16 protein-coding genes are annotated in these 16,807 nt (G+C 40.9%); 12 read left to right on the forward strand and 4 right to left on the reverse strand.

All coding sequences use genetic code 11. The features are described 5' to 3' along the window. Positions 1 to 471: 471 nt before the first annotated feature. Together ABDW16_RS30005 and ABDW16_RS30010 are read right to left on the reverse strand one after the other, a co-directional pair. Positions 472 to 1,293, reverse strand: a complete 822-nt coding sequence (locus tag ABDW16_RS30005; RefSeq protein WP_343675009.1) for a DUF4249 family protein — start codon at positions 1,291 to 1,293, stop codon at positions 472 to 474. A gap of 13 nt (positions 1,294 to 1,306) precedes the next feature. Further along, positions 1,307 to 3,679 (reverse strand): TonB-dependent receptor, encoded by a 2,373-nt coding sequence (locus ABDW16_RS30010; RefSeq protein ID WP_343675011.1) that lies wholly within the window; start codon positions 3,677 to 3,679, stop codon positions 1,307 to 1,309. A 438-nt stretch (positions 3,680 to 4,117) separates the two neighbouring features. On the opposite strand from ABDW16_RS30010, the gene ABDW16_RS30015 reads away from it, so the two are divergent. From ABDW16_RS30015 to ABDW16_RS30045, 7 genes are all read left to right on the forward strand, one after another. Then, positions 4,118 to 4,933, forward strand: a complete 816-nt coding sequence (locus tag ABDW16_RS30015; RefSeq protein ID WP_343675034.1) for a histidine kinase — start codon at positions 4,118 to 4,120, stop codon at positions 4,931 to 4,933. Further along, complete coding sequence (locus tag ABDW16_RS30020) at positions 4,930 to 5,655, forward strand: LytTR family DNA-binding domain-containing protein (protein ID WP_343675013.1); 726 nt, start codon at positions 4,930 to 4,932, stop codon at positions 5,653 to 5,655. The genes ABDW16_RS30015 and ABDW16_RS30020 overlap by 4 nt, the downstream gene beginning before the upstream one ends. 101 nt (positions 5,656 to 5,756) lie before the next feature. Beyond that, positions 5,757 to 6,806: an SDR family NAD(P)-dependent oxidoreductase gene (locus ABDW16_RS30025; protein ID WP_343675015.1), complete on the forward strand. Its 1,050-nt coding sequence runs from the start codon at positions 5,757 to 5,759 to the stop codon at positions 6,804 to 6,806. A 72-nt stretch (positions 6,807 to 6,878) separates the two neighbouring features. After that, a complete protein-coding gene (locus ABDW16_RS30030; RefSeq protein ID WP_343675016.1) occupies positions 6,879 to 7,691 on the forward strand; it encodes an AraC family transcriptional regulator in 813 nt (270 codons plus the stop codon). A 208-nt stretch (positions 7,692 to 7,899) separates the two neighbouring features. After that, complete coding sequence (locus ABDW16_RS30035; RefSeq protein ID WP_343675018.1) at positions 7,900 to 8,667, forward strand: SDR family oxidoreductase; 768 nt, start codon at positions 7,900 to 7,902, stop codon at positions 8,665 to 8,667. Between the two features lie 199 nt (positions 8,668 to 8,866). Then, a complete protein-coding gene (locus tag ABDW16_RS30040) occupies positions 8,867 to 9,484 on the forward strand; it encodes a Crp/Fnr family transcriptional regulator (RefSeq protein WP_343675020.1) in 618 nt (205 codons plus the stop codon). Positions 9,485 to 9,682: 198 nt separating this feature from the next. Further along, on the forward strand, positions 9,683 to 10,234 hold the full coding sequence (locus ABDW16_RS30045) for a hypothetical protein (protein ID WP_343675022.1): 552 nt from the start codon (positions 9,683 to 9,685) through the stop codon (positions 10,232 to 10,234). Between the two features lie 98 nt (positions 10,235 to 10,332). On the opposite strand, the gene ABDW16_RS30050 is transcribed toward ABDW16_RS30045, so the two are convergent. Further along, a complete protein-coding gene (locus tag ABDW16_RS30050) occupies positions 10,333 to 11,229 on the reverse strand; it encodes a helix-turn-helix transcriptional regulator (RefSeq protein WP_343675023.1) in 897 nt (298 codons plus the stop codon). Between the two features lie 179 nt (positions 11,230 to 11,408). On the opposite strand from ABDW16_RS30050, the gene ABDW16_RS30055 reads away from it, so the two are divergent. From ABDW16_RS30055 to ABDW16_RS30070, 4 genes are all read left to right on the forward strand, one after another. Then, on the forward strand, positions 11,409 to 12,161 hold the full coding sequence (locus ABDW16_RS30055; RefSeq protein WP_343675025.1) for an SDR family oxidoreductase: 753 nt from the start codon (positions 11,409 to 11,411) through the stop codon (positions 12,159 to 12,161). A gap of 26 nt (positions 12,162 to 12,187) precedes the next feature. Further along, positions 12,188 to 12,571, forward strand: coding sequence for a DUF2255 family protein (locus ABDW16_RS30060; RefSeq protein ID WP_343675026.1), 384 nt, complete (start codon positions 12,188 to 12,190; stop codon positions 12,569 to 12,571). Positions 12,572 to 12,726: 155 nt separating this feature from the next. Continuing rightward, complete coding sequence (locus ABDW16_RS30065; protein ID WP_343675028.1) at positions 12,727 to 13,542, forward strand: alpha/beta hydrolase; 816 nt, start codon at positions 12,727 to 12,729, stop codon at positions 13,540 to 13,542. Between the two features lie 325 nt (positions 13,543 to 13,867). Then, positions 13,868 to 15,658, forward strand: a complete 1,791-nt coding sequence (locus ABDW16_RS30070; protein ID WP_343675029.1) for a cellulase family glycosylhydrolase — start codon at positions 13,868 to 13,870, stop codon at positions 15,656 to 15,658. A gap of 66 nt (positions 15,659 to 15,724) precedes the next feature. On the opposite strand, the gene ABDW16_RS30075 is transcribed toward ABDW16_RS30070, so the two are convergent. Then, the gene (locus ABDW16_RS30075) at positions 15,725 to 16,111 is read right to left on the reverse strand and encodes a helix-turn-helix domain-containing protein (RefSeq protein ID WP_343675031.1); all 387 of its coding nucleotides are present in this window, start codon (positions 16,109 to 16,111) and stop codon (positions 15,725 to 15,727) included. A 147-nt stretch (positions 16,112 to 16,258) separates the two neighbouring features. Here ABDW16_RS30075 and ABDW16_RS30080 point away from each other — a divergent pair, with 147 nt between their 5' ends. Continuing rightward, entirely contained in the window at positions 16,259 to 16,630 is a 372-nt protein-coding gene (locus tag ABDW16_RS30080) for a nuclear transport factor 2 family protein (RefSeq protein WP_343675032.1), read from the forward strand. Positions 16,631 to 16,807 lie beyond the last annotated feature (177 nt).

The raw sequence follows: 16,807 nt of genomic DNA on the forward strand, positions 1-16,807 counted from the left end.
AGGAAAGAAAGTGGAAATGAATGTAATTGAAATAGATATTTTAAAGGACGGAAGGATAACCGATCACTGGAGCCGGAACGATTTTATGCAGGTAGTTCAAACTCTTTAGAGGCTGATCGATTATAATCAAAAAAAACCGATAACCGTCGATTCATCACATCAGACAAAGCGAAAAGGAGCAGAAAACCCAAATCCAGACACTATTTCAGAAACTGTCTAAGATTTGGTTCGAAATCTGTCCAGCCGCCCCGACAAAACGTACAAAAGAGAGTAAATCTGATCTTTTTACTCTCTTTTGTTCTATCTAAGCGCTATATTATATCCTTATTTAGCTTATGGGGCAGCTACCGAAATGTGTAAATTTTGTCTCTGTACATTTCGTCCAGTAGTCAATAATATTTTTTATAACGTCTCTCAACTGGAAAAATGGTATGGTTATTTTTCATGAACGATATCTATGAATCCAATTAGTTACTGTATCGTATAATCCTTTACGTCTACTTCCGATAATCTGAAGTATCCATAAGCAAAGTTTGCGAAATGGGTCTGATTGATGATATTTCCCCTTACCGAGCCTGGTGTTGTTTGAAACGGGCCGGATTCAGCCCCGGATGCTGCTAACAATTTCCTGAAATAATCATAATATCTCCCGGAAATTCCATATAGCCTGATGTTTATCCTGTCTCCTGCCATCAGATCTTTGTCGGAAAAATTTCCCCGCATCAGGTTGCCCTGACTGTTTTCGTCATCTTCGGCTTTATAATCCGGGTACGCTGACACAGGTGACAGGATACGCTGTAGATAGTGATTTTCCTCACTGCCATTATCCTGGTAGTAGTAGGTGATTTCCACCTCATCACCTCCAATTCCGCCCTTATTATTCTGTGCAATATTATCTTCAATCTTTGGTACACCTATACAAGTTTCAGTTGCGGTATAGATCTCCCCATTTAAGACCACTTTCAAGGTATAGGTTTCCCCGATAACCGGATGAAAATTGGAACAGATATATTCCCCCGTACCGGGATTTTCAATAAAACTAAAAACAATATCTGCTGAATTTATTACAACTATATCTGCTCCTGAAACTGTTGGAAATGCCGTATCGTAATATCCCGTTGTGGTGGAGAGTGCGATTTTCTGCTCATTGCCCGTCGTACCCTTTACCCAATCAATCGATGCATCAATTACCAATTTCGGTGCTGCTGTTTCTAAATCCACTTCTACGACTTTGGTACAAGACAGCAGGAAAAAACAGTATGAAACAATCCCGTATTTAAGTATATTCTTCATTTTTATACTAGAATTAAAATTTAAAATTGTAGGTCACTCCCGGAATGATACCGAAAATCGATATCCTCTTTGCTTCGCTCCACCCTGTTTCCCTGTTTTGCTCGAACATAATAGATGCGGCATTGTTTCTCCCATAAACATTGTAAATGCTGAATACCCATTCACTTTTCCACCTTTTTTTACTGTCTGGTTTTGGTGTGTAGGTTGCCGATAGATCCAAATGATGATAAGCCGGAAGAGAGTTCGCGTTTCGCGCTCCGTAATTCCCGATCGTAATTCCCTGGTACTGATATTTGCCGACGGGGTAGGTTGCAGCTTTCCCTGTTTGATAGGTAAACATGCCACCAAAATTCCATTTTTTTGTCAGCTGATAAGCGGCTGTAAGGGAAAGATTATGTGTTTTATCGTAATTAGCACGATACCATTCGCCATTGTTAATGCCCGGTTCTCCCGCGTTTCTTCCCGGTGTACGCTGCTCTGCTTTAGAAAGTGTGTAAGAAAGCCAGCCTGTCAGTTTCCCTGTATTTTTCTTCAACATCACTTCCAGCCCGTAAGCTCTTGCCTCCCCATTTAGCAATACCTGCTCTATGGCCTTGTGGGCAATCAATTCGGCACCGTCAATGTAATCCGCTTTGTTTTTGACTTTCTTGTAAAAAGCTTCCGTTTCCAGAGAATATTTTCCATTGCTGAAATTTCTGAAATAACCCAATGCAACCTGGTCAAGAATTTCAGGTTTCAAATATTGATCGCTCGGCGCCCATATGTCGAGTGGGGAAACAGAAGCAGTATTGGAAATTAGATGGATATACTGGCTCATCCGGTTATAACTCGCCTTTATGGATTGGTCGTCATTTATGGAATAAGAAACTGCCAGACGGGGTTCTAAATTTCCAAAATCAATGATCTTTTTGTTTTTATTGTAATGGGTTATACCTGTAGGCGTACCTTCTTCATAGATTTGCAACTCCGGATTGAAAACTACGGCCTGATTATTGGCATAATTATTTACATTCTGTTCTCCCAAACGTTGGAAATTGCTATAGCGCAGCCCATAATTCAATGATATTTTATTCGTGATTTTTTGCTCGGCACTGATGTACAATGCGTTTTCCCAGGCATACTTTTTTTCAATCTGGTCAGCATTGATAGGCGATGTAGCATCCAGGGGTTTTATTGTGCCGGGATTGAATTGGTAGTAGATAGAATTGAGACCATAATTGAAAACCAGCTTATCAGACAGGTGATGGCTAAAATTGTACTTCAGGTTATAATTACGGATGTCCGATAGCCAATCAATGCCAACAGATTTTATCTTCAGACCATAATTGTACTTACTGTAAATGACCGATGCATTAGAGAAAAGTCTTTCAGAAAAGGTATGATTCCAACGAAAATTAAAGAATGAATTTGAATAATTGTTGCTGAAAAAATTGTTAAAATTCATATTATCCTTGCCGAAATATCCTGAAAGGAAAACCCTGTTATTGTCATTGATCTTATAATTCAGCTTAGCATTCAAATCATAAAAAGAGACAGAATTTGGGTTGTCAGCCAGTTTCAGAAACAAATGAGCATAAGAAGCACGACCAGCAACCACGAACGAACCTTTATCCTTTACAATAGGGCCTTCTGCCAATAATCTGCTCGAAACCGCCCCTATTCCACCCGTTATGTGATATTCTTTGTTGTTCCCTTCTTTTTGATAAATATCCAAAACAGCGGAAGTGCGCCCACCGAAATTAGCAGGTATTCCGCCCTTATACAATTTCAAATCTTTAATCACATCAGCATTAAAAACGGAGAAAAAGCCGAACAGGTGCGACGTATTGTAAACAACGGCTTCATCTAACAATATCAAATTGCCGTCAACCGAACCACCCCTGACGTTAAAGCCTGTTGCTCCCTCCTGTGCATTGGAAACTCCCGGAAGTTGCAGGATAGCTTTCAAAATATCGACCTCGCCCATAACTGCCGGCATCTTTTTAATGGTGGAGATAGAGAGTTTATTTACACTCATTTCCGGTTTTCGGATGTCGCTTGCTGAACTATGGTATTTTATCACTACTTCATCTAAAGTTTTACTTTTTTCAAGCATCGAAAAATCTTTCCTGACGTTTTTTGTCAAAAAGATATGTTCCTCAATATGCTCAAACCCTATATAGCTGATTACGATTGTATATGCTCCTTTGGGCAGAGTAATAGAATAAAAGCCATACGCATCAGTAACTGCTGAAACTTTTGCTTCAGGAATAAAAATGCTTGCACCGATTATTGCTTCAGTGCTGGTTTTTACGGTGATTGTTCCACTCAATGTGACTTTCTCCTGTGAATAGGCCACGAATGAGATGGTCATTAGCAGCAGTGTATAAATGATCTTATGTCTCATCTTTTAAAAATCGATTTAACAATTGCAAGTGAGACACAAAACTATTCCTTTGGATAACCGCCTTTTTTTAATTATACCAAATGTGGTATCTTTTATAGCAAAATATGCAGGGGCACTACAAAATATATATCTTGTATTATACGTTTCTATAACGCCCCTGCTTTCGTATAAAAAGCGCACGCTTTCGTATAAAATCAGATCAGATCATAACGCTAAATGTTAGGTTTGTTCTATACAATTTTATAAATGAATAATTTTACCCATCAACAGGCTATTAGCGAAAATGTACTTTTTCGTTTCCTGATTTCACCTGACCGCAGGATACTCCGGCATTTGCTGCTCATCGTCTTTATCGGCGCTGTATTGTACAACAGCGCTTCCTTAATTGAAAACCCAATAGTGATATTTGCATATTTTATCATACTGTTTTATGTGAATATGTATGTGCTGGTGCCAAAGCTTTTGTTCAGGAATAAAAATATTGAATACTGTTTATCCGTAGCCGGCATCCTTGTTGTGGTGGCTATTTGTGGTTATTTTTTCAATCCTTTTGTCAAAGGGCGTGGGCTGAATATTCCACTTTTTTCCTTCCTTACCGTGTTGCTGTTAGCGGCTTCATCTTCCATAAAGCTGTTTCAGAAAGGAATGATGGACAAACAATTGATCTACGAACTGGAGCAGTCGAAAGCTTATGCAGAATTGGAGCAATTGAAAAACCAGATCAATCCGCATTTTTTGTTTAACATGTTAAACAATGCCAATGTTCTAACGAAGAAAGACCCCGAAAAAGCCTCGCAGGTTTTAATGAAGTTGAGCGATTTACTCCGCTACCAACTTTATGACAGTGCAAGAGATAAAGTGTTGCTGACTTCGGATATTCATTTCTTAGAAGATTTTTTGAATTTGGAAAAAGTAAGGCGGGATAGTTTTGACTTCCTGATTTCAAAAGAGGGAGATTTGAGCGGCGTACAAATTCCGCCTTTGCTGTTCATTTCGTTTGTGGAAAATGCGGTAAAGCACAACAATGATGCAACAAAATCGTCTTATGTACACCTGTATTTTGATGTTAGGAATAATGAACTTTTCTTTAAATGCATCAATTCAAAACCTATTCTGAAATCGGACAGTAATTCCGGCGGTTTAGGATTGGCGAACATCAGGCGAAGACTTGAACTACTGTTCCCTGCATCACATAGTTTAAGCATTGAAGACAATACAGAAACGTACTGCGCAACATTAAACATAAAATTATGAACTGCATTATCATAGACGATGAGCCATTGGCAAGAGAAGCTATAGAAATGTTGATTGACCAAACTGATGGTTTAGATTTAATCGGTTCGTTCAGCAGCGCCGAAAACGCCACGGGTTTTATGGAAAACAATACAGTTGAATTGATCTTTCTGGACATACAAATGCCGGGAATTAACGGAATTGAATTTGCCCGAACCATTCCGAAAGAAACATTTGTCATCTTTACAACCGCCTATTCTGAATTTGCTACGGACAGCTACGAAGTAGATGCAATTGACTACCTGATAAAACCCGTAAAATTGGAGCGTTTTCAAAAGGCAATTGAAAAAGCGCACACCTACTCTAAATTATTTAAAGCAGATTACGCTAATAACAATATTGAACAGGTAGCAGACGATTTTTTCTTTGTGAAAGCAGACCGAAGAATTTTCAAATTATATTTCAGCAACCTCTTTTTCATTCAGGGTTTAAAAGATTACGTAGTGATGCACACCGAAAATCAGCGGGTAATTACGGCGATGAATATTAAAACTATTTACGATCAATTACCAAAGGAAATGTTTGTGCGTGTGAGCAAATCTTATATCATCAATATTAAACACATCGACTCTGTTGATAATAATACGGTGTACATCGGTACAAACGAGATTCCAATCGGAAATATTTACAGGGATTTCTTTTTTAGTGAATTTGTAACTAAAAAGATTTTAGGGAAGTTGTAGCCTTATCCTGCAGAATGCTCATTATCAAAATCATTCCTGCCTTCTGAACAAACAAAAATCCGCCCTTTAAACAAAACAGACAGTAAAACTTCACGGTAATTTTGCTGAAACACAAAGAAGTAAAAATGAAAAAAGAGGCAAACAATTACTATGGAGCTTTGCAAAGTCCTGTAGATTCCGGATTTGATGCAGCATCGACTGCAATGGACGTAATTAACGGAATAGATCTTAGCGGGAAAATAGCTATTGTAACTGGCGGCTATTCAAATATTGGTCTGGAAACAGTAAAAGCACTTGCAGAGGCCGGAGCTGAAGTGTATGTGCCTGCAAGAAATGTAGATAAAGCAAAGAAGAAACTTTTGGGAATACCTAATGTGACTGTATCCGAAATGAAATTGACCGATCCCGTTTCGATTAAAAGGTTTGCTGATGAGTTTCTATCACTAAACAAACCTTTGCATATATTGATTAACAATGCAGGAGTAATGTTGACTCCGTTAATACGTGATGACAGGGGATACGAATTGCAGTTCTCAACCAATCATCTGGGACATTTTCAACTGACAGCTCAACTATGGCCTTCCTTGAAAAAGGCAAATGGTGCAAGAGTTGTGACTGTTTCTTCGTGGGCCCATCATACGGCACCTATCGAATTAGAGGACCCTAATTTTGAGCATCAGCCATACGATCCTTCTGTTGCTTATACACGATCAAAAACAGCTAATATACTATTCACCGTTGAGCTTGATAAACGCGCACAAACACATGGGATAAGGGCATATACTTTACATCCTGGGATGATCACAACCGTTGATCCTGATAAAGGTGTTTCTATCGATACACTAAAGGAACATGGACTTCTGGATGAAGAAGGGAACCCACGCCACGACCCATACAACGGGTTTAAAACCCCGCAGGAAGGAGCCTCTACCACCGTTTGGTGCGCCACCAGCCCAAAATTGGCAAATGTTGGAGGGGTATATTGTGAAGATACCGAAGTATCAGTCGTGGACAATAAATGGGAAAATATAACTCCTGAAACATTCTCTATGACAAGAGGGGTAATTCCCCAGGCGGTCGATCCGGACAATGCTCAGAAATTATGGGCGCTGACTGAAAAACTCACAGGAGTCAGGTTCGATATAGTTTAAAACAACAAAGGAACGCATAGTTGGAATTAGAAAATATATGCGTTCCTTTGTATTGGATAAATAGATATAGTTATGTCAAAATACTGGACTTCAACACAGGAGATTATGCTTCCGTGTACCCAGGGAAAGTATTTTAAGCACGAATTGTTATTCGGTGACCATACTTTTGGGCGAATAATATCCGGAGAGCTTAAGGTAGTCGTTGCAGATCAAACTTATATCTTAAAGCCCGGGGATACATGGTTTTGTCCCCGTAATCAATTGGCGACATTTATCACATACGCAAAAGACGGAAAGGATTACAGATCGCTAACCATCAATTTAAAGGCAGAACGGTTAAAGAATTATTACAAACATCATATGCCGGAGCTTGAAAATATGGATAACCAGGATGACAATTTACGACATTATAAAAAACACCCCTTGCTCGATAGTTTTTTTGGCTCACTTCTACCCTATTTTGAAATGAAAGAAGAATTACCGCCTGCTGTAGTTTCAGTGAAAATAGAAGAGGCTATTACGATTCTTCGCATTCTTGATTTGGGTATAGACCGCTTTCTGGCAAACTTTTCTGAACCCGGAAAGATTGATCTGGTGGATTTCATGGAAAGAAACTTTATGTTTAATATGCCTCTCCAAAAGTTTGCTTACCTTACTGGGCGTAGTTTAACAACTTTTAAAACAGATTTCAAAAAAGCATTTCTTATTAGTCCTCAACGTTGGCTCACACAAAAACGACTTGAACTGGCTCACTATCAACTCAGCGAAAATAAACGAAAGGTTACGGATGTTTATCTGGAAACAGGGTTTGAAAATCTCTCTCATTTTTCTTATGCCTTCAAAAAGCAATTTGGATATTCTCCAACGGAATTAATGGATAAATAATTAATTCATCCTGCATATTTTATTCCCATCGGTCTTACAAGGGGATCCATTCCATAGTTAGCTTTGCTATCCTAGCGCATTAAAATAGGCCATATCTTATTTTGAGCAACCCTATTTATTGACATTGGTCACATTCCTTTTTTGACAAATGTCCTTTTTGCCCAACACTCAAAGCTTCACCTTTGCATCGTACTTAATACCTAAAAAATTGAAATTAGAAAACAAAGTAGCCGTAGTTACCGGAGGTAATAGCGGTATAGGATTTGGCATCGCAGAAGCATTGAAAAATGAAGGTGCTGTTGGCGTGATTACCGGCAGAAATCAGGCAACGCTGGATAGCTCAGCCAAAGCACTGGGTGAGGGATTTATCGGTGTTAAAGGAGATGTAACCAACCTGAGTGACCTGGAAAATATATTCAAGGTAACAGCACTTAAATTTGGCAAAATCGATATCCTCGTTGTAAATGCAGGCGGCATCGTTGACGGCGTACCGATGGCTAGCATTGATGATGTGACGGAGGAAAGTTATGATCTGTATATGGATCTGAATCTTAAAAGCACCTATTTCACTGTTAAGAAAGCTTTGCCATATCTCAACGACGGCGCGTCCATCATCCTGATCGGTTCAAGCGCCGCACATCGCGCAGCTCCCGGCATGACCATTTATGGTGCAGCGAAAGCTGCAGTTATCTCCCTTGCCAAAGGTCTATCGCTTGACCTTTTGTCAAGAAAGATCAGAGTGAATACGTTATCACCAGGTTCTATTGACACGCCTGTATTTGGAAAAATTGTGCCTGAAGAACAAGTCGATGTTATCAAAAAAACCTGGATAGATATTACACCGGTAGGACGCCAAGGAGTGCCTGCTGACATAGGAAAAGCAGCTGCATTTCTTGCGTCTGACGATTCAGCTTTCATAGTTGGCACAGAGATACTGTCTGACGGCGGCCTGACCAATTTAAGTTTAATGAAGTAGTTACCCCAGCAGGCGGCAATGACCTGCCGCCTGTTTTTATGGTTTGCGTCATAGAAATTAATAACCCGCTGTCATGGCAGGCATTGGCCTAGCATCCTGCTAAACCCCCAATTATTTGTAAGTCATTTTATTACCATATTAAACCGGCGAAACAGACAGTGTGCAGACTTTTGAATAGCTTTGCTAAAAGCTGTCTAACATGTTTGAATTTTTCGCACAATACCTGGTTGAAAAGGGGAAGCTCACTCCAATAGAACTGGAACTGGTCAGACAAGCCGCGGTGTCAAAAAAAGTTCGAAAGAACCACTATCTGCTTGAAGAAGGGAAAGTTAGTAACTTTATTGGCTTTGTTGCAAGTGGATGTTTCCGTTTATTCCGCAAAGGAGAAGATGGACAGGAATATACCATGAAATTTGCTATAGAAAACTGGTGGATATCTGATTTTACCAGTTTCATGTCCGGCGAGCCCAGTAATTGTTATATCGAAGCGCTTGAGAACAGTGAGCTGATCTGGTTTTCCAGTGAAATATGGGATCATCTTCTTGCGACTATTCCCAACTTCAAACGTATGATCGATGGCCTGACCGCCAAAAACTTTGAAGCAAACCAGAACAGGATTTTCAGCAATATTAGCGAACCGGCAGAAGTTAGATACAATAATTTTGTGAACAAATATCCAACGCTTTATAATCGAATTCCCTTGTATATGATTGCCTCATTTTTGGGCATCACAAGGGAGACGCTCAGTCGTGTTAGAAAACAGGCGGCAAAAAATAACGCTACAAGCGCACAGTCATTACCTGGCAGCGCTAACTGACTGATATCTTTGGTATTGTAAACAGATCAGTCACGATGCTTACGGGTAGTTCAGTATCGTATTCACTTTTGTCACTCTCCTCCTTCTCTCTCATAATACAGTGGCCTTTATTGACAATTGTCACATTCTGTTTTTACCAAATGTCATTTATAATTGGAAATGGACGGTCTAATTTTGACTTAAACTTAAACGTCCAAAATGAAAAAAATAATTTTGATGTCAGGATTAGCCACAATCGTTATGGCTGCTTTCAATGAGAATGCAAAAAGTGCCAGCCCAACTGATAAAAGGGGAATCGACAACCTGAGTAATGCTACTGCCAACACAGGCGTATCAGTGGTTGTTCAGGACTCAACAGCACTAAAGGTCGTCAATGCATTCTTTGACAAATTCAAATCTGGTGCATCCCCTGCAGAACTGGCAAAATCCTTTGACGAGAAGGCGGAAATGTTCATTCCCGGCGATATAAAGAACGTACCCTGGATTGGTAAAAGGATAGGACGTGCAGCGATCACAGATCATTTCAAACTGCTAAGAGAAAACATCAAGCCGGAAAAGCTGGAGTTCACAGATATATTAAGCAAAGGTAATAGAGTAGTCATCCTGGGTTATCTTGAATCCCGCATGAAGAAAAATAACAAAGTAATGAAGTCAGAGTTCAGTATTGATATCGTTGTCGAAAACGGCCTGATCACTCGCTATCATTTGCTGGAAGACTCTTTTGAGGTTTCCGGAAAAGCCAAACTATAGCTAGCTTAAATAACGTTAGAGAGCCGCACTAATAGTGTGGTTCTCTTTTTATTTATTTCAAAATTTCAACATGGCAGAGAAGATGGCATTGCTGACTCTTAATTTTGAGACCTAAACTCGATGGGCGTTACGCCTGTACTCTTCTTGAAAGCCCTCGTAAAATGTGCCGGATATTTGAATCCTAATTCGTATGCTATCTCGTTAATGGTCTTTTTGCTTTCCAAAATCTTTTGTTTAGCCAAAGCCATTATCTTCAATTGGATATATTCCAAAACCGTTTTACCCGTTTCTTTTTTTATTAAATCTCCAAAATAATTGGTAGAAAGATTGAGTTGCTCCGCACACCAGGTAACAGTTGGCAAGCCTATTGTTTGTGGCTTGTCTGACTGATAAAATTCGCTTAGCATTTTTTCGAACTGAACCAGTACATCACTGTTCACATCATTACGGGATATAAACTGGCGATCGTAAAAACGTATACAATAGTTTAAGAATAATTCAATATTTGCGGCTATCAGCATTTTACTATGCTTGTCCACACCAGACTCCAGTTCGTATCTAATTTTGTCGAAACAATCCAATACAACTTTCCGCTCTCTTTCAGATATGTGCAGTGCTTCATTAGATTGATAAGAAAAGAATGTATAATCGTCAATATGTCTGCCCAAAGATGTACCACGTATCAGGTCGGGATGGAACAACAAAGCATAGCCCTGAGGTTTATAATCCTTGTTTATATCTACATGGATTATTTGCCCTGGAGCTACAAAAACCAACGTCCTGTCCTGATAATCATAAGTATGCCGTCCATATTTCATATCACCGCATATTACTTCTTTTAAATACACTGCATAAAAGCCAAAATTCATTTTGGACGCATAGACCTCCGGTACGCTGCCGTTAAAATCTATTACGCTTGCTAACGGGTGCAAATTTTCCTTATGATAAAAAGCATCATGTTCGCTAACCGTATCAATTCTTAAAATCTCGTCCATTTTAATTGCATTTAAGCGTCAATACAAATTTACCCAATATTTTTCCCATTGTTTGAAGTGCCAAACTAATCAGTGAAAATGGTAGCATTATCCGTGGATCGTATAAGGAATTTTTATACATAAGGCTGGACCTTTGTAAGATCAGAATATTCTTACAAAAATATTAACTTATGAGACTAATGGAAAACAAAGTTGTTCTTGTTACCGGCGCAGCCCAGGGCATTGGATTTGCTACTGCAAAGGCATTTGCAGAGACTGGAGCATCGGTTGCATTAGCAGACCGGGATGAAGCCATGGTAAACAAAGCAGCAGAACAACTAAAGACAGCCGGCTATAAAACGCTTGCTATTGCCTGCGATGTTTCGGACGATACACAGGTAAAAGCAATGGTCACTAAAACGGTGAAAACATTTGGAAAATTGGATGCAGCCTTTAACAATGCAGGTATCCAGAATGTACTTGCAGATGCAGCCGACCAGACCATAGAAGATTTTGACAGGGTGATGGGCGTAAACCTGCGTGGCGTATGGAGTTGTATGAAATACGAATTACAACATATGCGCAAGCAGGGCAGCGGTGCTATTGTAAACTGTTCTTCAATCGGTGGAATTTTGGGCGGGCCACAAAGAGGAACCTATCACGGAGCCAAACATGGTGTGATCGGGCTTACCAAAAGTGCAGCCTTGGAGTATGCCGCACAAGGAATACGTATCAACTCCATCTGCCCTGGTATAATTCATACACCAATGGTGGACAAAATGATGGCGGGTGGTCAGCAGGATATATTAGATGCAATGATAGAAACCGTACCTGTTAAGCGTTTGGGGCATGCTGAAGAAATAGCCAGTGCCGTCCTTTGGCTGTGCAGTGATATGGCAAGCCTTGTAGTAGGCCATACGTTGGTGGTAGACGGTGGTTACAGTATTCAATAAACATGTAGTTAATAAAAAATGGAGTCATGAACACAGAAAACAAACAATTTAAAGCTTCTGAACTGAAGCAAATCGACAATGCAGATGACCTTAAAATTGCTCCTTTCCGGGAAGATGGAAAAACATATGGAACGCCAACATGGATTTGGGAAGTTGTGGTAAATGACGAATTATATGTCCGGGCCTACAACGGTGTTAATTCAAGATGGTACAAGTCTGCAATGCAACAAAAAGCAGGTCGCATTATTGCAGCAGGTATGACGAAGGAGGTGCGGTTTGAAGGGGTATCGGGAGATATAAACAATGCTATTGATGAAGCTTACAGGAAAAAATATAAGAGTAGTCCGTATTTGCCGCCTATGGTTAGTAATCAGGCGCGTGCCGCTACAGTGAAAATAATTCCGGTATAATATGTACACCCCCTGTCGCGTTTGCCCCCCAATTTGTCGTTTACACACAGCCTCGGTTATTGATATTCTTTTCATCTTTGTAGTGTCAACGACATTAAAAAATACTTTAACTAACGTTTATGAAAAGAATATTTGTACTGATAATTTCGATCCTTATGTCTACAATACTTCAATCCAACGGACAACAAAGCAAACCCACCGCCAGCGGCTATGCACCGGTAAATGGCATTAATGTTTATTACGAAGTATATGGAGAGGGCAAGCCTATAATTTTATTACACGGTTCTTTTATGACCATTAATACGAACTGGGGCCAGTTAATTCCTGCACTGTCAAAAAACAGGAAAGTAATTGCCATTGAATTGCAGGGACATGGACATACAGCGTATTCAGACAGAAAATTATCGCATGCTACCTTAGCAAGTGATGTGGAAGGAGTAATGGATTACTTAAAAATTGACAGTGCTGATATAGCAGGGTATAGTTTTGGCGGCATTGTGGGTTACCAGTTTGCCATACAAAGCCCTAAAAGGTTAAGAAAATTAGTCATCATTTCTGCTACTTATAAAAGTAGCGGCTGGCTACCCGAAGTAAACAATGCATTTAAAACAATGAAGCCTGAACTTTTTACGAACACTCCTATGCAAACCGCATACAATGCAGTGGCCCCTGATACAACAAAATGGACAAAGTTTTTAGAACAGATGATTGCTTACGCTGTGGTGCCATTCGACTTTGGCGACGCCAATATTGCGAAAATTTCTGCGCCCGTTTTAATTATATCCGGTGACAATGATGGAACGGATAAAATTGAGTTGATGAAAACATATCAATTACTGGGAGGTGGTGTATCTGCTGATCTTGGCCCAATGCCTAAATCGCAATTAGCAATTGTTCCTGCGCAGAGCCATGTCAGCCTGATGATGCAGACCAATACGATATTAGGTTATATGGATAGTTTTTTAAAGTAACAATATCAGAGAGGGCCCAAAATGTGCCCAGTCATCCAACCATGAAAGAGGAGATCAGGAGCTGGTCTCCTCTTTTTTTTCGAAATAGCCGGCAGAAAATAAGCATAAAAGCAACATTTTATACCCTAATCGTTAACATTTGCACCCCCTCCCTGCATTAAGAGTTCTATACCTTTAGTCCATTGTTCCACATAAAATATTGCCCGTTATGAAAATCCAATTATTTCGCCCCGGCAGGGGCAATCTGTAGCATTAAAACTGAAAGGCCCACCAGCACTATGGACCTTTCCCCTATTTCTTCACCCTCCTAAAAACCACTCATGTTATGAAACAAACCCTACATTCATTACTTATTGCATGTTTACTATTCCTGTCACTGCCGGCATGGGCCCAACTACCCACTGCACAGCAGGTAGCAGCCCAGATGAAAGTCGGCTGGAACCTTGGCAACACACTCGAAGCTATTTGTGGCGAAACCGCCTGGGGCAACCCCACCACCAGCCAGACACTTATCAATGCTGTAAAAACCGCCGGGTTCAATACAATTCGTATCCCCTGCGCCTGGGATTGCCATACCAGTAACGGTGTTATTGATGCCACCTGGATAGCCCGGGTGAAAACTGTAGTAGACTACTGTATCAGCAACAATATGTACGTCATTATTAACATTCACTGGGATGGTGGCTGGCTGGAAAACAACTGCACTACCAGCGCCCAGAGTACCGTAAATGCGAAACAACAGAATTACTGGACCCAAATTGCCAACTATTTCAAAAACTATAATGAACACCTGCTTTTTGCCAGTGCCAATGAGCCCAATGTTTCCGATGCCACCGGCATGTCCGTTTTACTATCCTACCATCAGACCTTTATTAATGCTGTTCGCGCAACGGGTGGCAATAACAGTTCCCGTACGCTAATTATTCAGGGCCCCGGAACAGATATAGACAAAACCAATAACCTGATGAATACCATGCCGACAGACCCCACTGCCAACCGCCTAATGGTGGAGGCGCACTATTATACGCCCTGGCAGTTTTGCGGTTTAACAACTGATGAATCATGGGGTAGTCGGTTTTTCTATTGGGGAAATGGGTATCATTCTACTACCCAAACTGATCGCAATGCCACCTGGGGCGAGGAAAGTGAGGTAGAACGCCTGCTGGGACTGATGAAATCAAAGTTTGTAGACAAAGGAATTCCTGTCATCATTGGTGAGTTTGGTACTATCAAACGGTCTGATCCTGCAGATTTATCACTTCACCTGGCCTCAAGAGAGTATTTCAATAAATACCTTGTAAACTCCGCAAAAAGTAAGGGAATGATCCCTGTTTACTGGGATAATGGGGCCACTGACTTTGGTTTATTCAACCGCAGTACAGGAGCCGCCACTGACCAGGGTGTTATCAATGCAATTATGCAAGGTAGTGGTGGCACTACTACAACTTACGTCACACTGGTAAATCGCGCTACCGGGTTATTGATCGATGGAGTGGGCCGAACCAGCAATGGTGCCAACTGCTCTCAACAGAATAGTAATAGTAGTAATAACCAGCAATGGGTATTGGAAACAGCCGGCAGTTATGTAAAAATTAAAAACCGCGCTACAGGATTATATATTGACGGCATGGGCAGAACTTCCAATGGATCCATCGCAGGTCAATGGGCCAGCAGTAGCAGTAACAATCAGCAATGGACAAAGGAGACCGCAGGCAACTATGTGAAGTTTAAGAACAGAGCTACCGGCTTATATCTCGATGGATTGGGGCAAACAACCAGTGGTGCCGATTTAGGGCAGTGGAGCACAAGCAGTAGTAATAACCAGCAATGGACTGCTGTTACATTATCAGGTGCACGATTAGCTGCATCCACAATACCAGGCCAGGTAACAGTATATCCCAACCCATCCGCCTCAACATTCAACCTTTCGGTAGGAAAATCAGAAAAGATAACGGTCGTTGAAATTATCGATATATCAGGCAAAGTAGTTGAAACCATAAGGCCCGCAGCCGTCAACAACAGATTGGAGTTTGGAGCAAAGCTTCCACCCAATATGTATGTTGTAAAAGTTAGCGGAGCTGGTTGGGTGAGATCTTTTAAAGTGATCAAAAAGTAAAACGAAGCCCTTCAAATCTTTGATTTGAAGGGCTTTTTTATTAGAATACCTACTCCCGCCAGTACACTACAGCGAGCCAGGTCCAGTTGACTTCTGTTCAATCATTTTCTGGCGATGCATCTTCCCCCATTCATGCATGGCAATTATCACCTCCGAAAGCGTATTACTATAGGGGGTCAGTTCATACTCCACCATGATGGGTTTGGTGTTCAGAACTGTCCGGGTAACCAGGCCATTCATTTCCATTTCCTTCAATTCCTTAGATAATATTCGGGGAGATATCCCGGCTTCCCTGGACAGTTCCCGGAACTTTAACTTACCACCTCTCAACATGGAGATCAGTACCAATTTCCATTTGCCGCCTACTACGTCCAGCGTGTCCTGAAGACTGAGTCTCGCCCTTCTGCATTCGTCGTCGGTGGCTGGCGTTAAACAGCGTTTTTTGTTCACCATAGTATCCTTTTTGTTACCGGTATCCTTTATGTAACACATATCAAAGTTATAGCATCTCACGTGTAGTTTTGTCAGGTAATAATAAAACAGTTAAAGATTATGAACTCAATCATCACCGCCGAACGTTTATTTCGAATGCACCTTGCTATGTTTACCGACCCTGCCATGACACGGGAGGCTTACGCCAACCTATGGACTGCGGACGCCGTGCACGAGTACCCTTTTGCACCCGCCCCCTATGCCAGCCAGATAGCAGGACGAGACGCTATTACGGAATACATAGCTTACGTAACCCAAAGCGCCACCAACTGGAGCTTTACTAACCTGGTATTCTCGGCTACCGCTGACCCTGATACGGTATTTGTAGAGTTCGAAGGAAGCGCCCTGGTGACTACTACTGGCAAGAAGTACCAGCAGATCTACATGGGCCGTATTACACTGCGGGAAGGGAAAATTGCCAACTATCGTGAACTTTGGAATCCAGCCTGGATCTTAGATGCCTTCGTCCCCGCAGCATGAACCCGACATACCAGCGAAAACGTCCAAAACAGCCTGTATTTCTAAAGTAAGAGTTCGTATGTTTGAAAAAGAAAACATGGCTTTGAGATGAGCTGTAACTTTAATTACAAAATCTCTGAGCCATGTTTACAAAAACACTTAAAGTTACCGATTTTACGGGACAAAACATTTATGTGG

Source organism: Chitinophaga sp. (assembly GCF_039596135.1).
Classification (GTDB): domain Bacteria; phylum Bacteroidota; class Bacteroidia; order Chitinophagales; family Chitinophagaceae; genus Chitinophaga.

What these genes read in the sequence shown, in the direction of transcription:
- ABDW16_RS30005 (WP_343675009.1), bottom strand. Translation starts at nt 1,293, where the DNA reads ATGAAGAATATACTTAAATACGGGATTGTTTCATACTGTTTTTTCCTG.
- ABDW16_RS30010 (WP_343675011.1), bottom strand. Translation starts at nt 3,679, where the DNA reads ATGAGACATAAGATCATTTATACACTGCTGCTAATGACCATCTCATTC.
- ABDW16_RS30015 (WP_343675034.1), top strand. Translation starts at nt 4,118, where the DNA reads ATGTATGTGCTGGTGCCAAAGCTTTTGTTCAGGAATAAAAATATTGAA.
- ABDW16_RS30020 (WP_343675013.1), top strand. Translation starts at nt 4,930, where the DNA reads ATGAACTGCATTATCATAGACGATGAGCCATTGGCAAGAGAAGCTATA.
- ABDW16_RS30030 (WP_343675016.1), top strand. Translation starts at nt 6,879, where the DNA reads ATGTCAAAATACTGGACTTCAACACAGGAGATTATGCTTCCGTGTACC.
- ABDW16_RS30040 (WP_343675020.1), top strand. Translation starts at nt 8,867, where the DNA reads ATGTTTGAATTTTTCGCACAATACCTGGTTGAAAAGGGGAAGCTCACT.
- ABDW16_RS30045 (WP_343675022.1), top strand. Translation starts at nt 9,683, where the DNA reads ATGAAAAAAATAATTTTGATGTCAGGATTAGCCACAATCGTTATGGCT.
- ABDW16_RS30050 (WP_343675023.1), bottom strand. Translation starts at nt 11,229, where the DNA reads ATGGACGAGATTTTAAGAATTGATACGGTTAGCGAACATGATGCTTTT.
- ABDW16_RS30055 (WP_343675025.1), top strand. Translation starts at nt 11,409, where the DNA reads ATGGAAAACAAAGTTGTTCTTGTTACCGGCGCAGCCCAGGGCATTGGA.
- ABDW16_RS30060 (WP_343675026.1), top strand. Translation starts at nt 12,188, where the DNA reads ATGAACACAGAAAACAAACAATTTAAAGCTTCTGAACTGAAGCAAATC.
- ABDW16_RS30065 (WP_343675028.1), top strand. Translation starts at nt 12,727, where the DNA reads ATGTCTACAATACTTCAATCCAACGGACAACAAAGCAAACCCACCGCC.
- ABDW16_RS30070 (WP_343675029.1), top strand. Translation starts at nt 13,868, where the DNA reads ATGAAACAAACCCTACATTCATTACTTATTGCATGTTTACTATTCCTG.
- ABDW16_RS30075 (WP_343675031.1), bottom strand. Translation starts at nt 16,111, where the DNA reads ATGGTGAACAAAAAACGCTGTTTAACGCCAGCCACCGACGACGAATGC.
- ABDW16_RS30080 (WP_343675032.1), top strand. Translation starts at nt 16,259, where the DNA reads ATGTTTACCGACCCTGCCATGACACGGGAGGCTTACGCCAACCTATGG.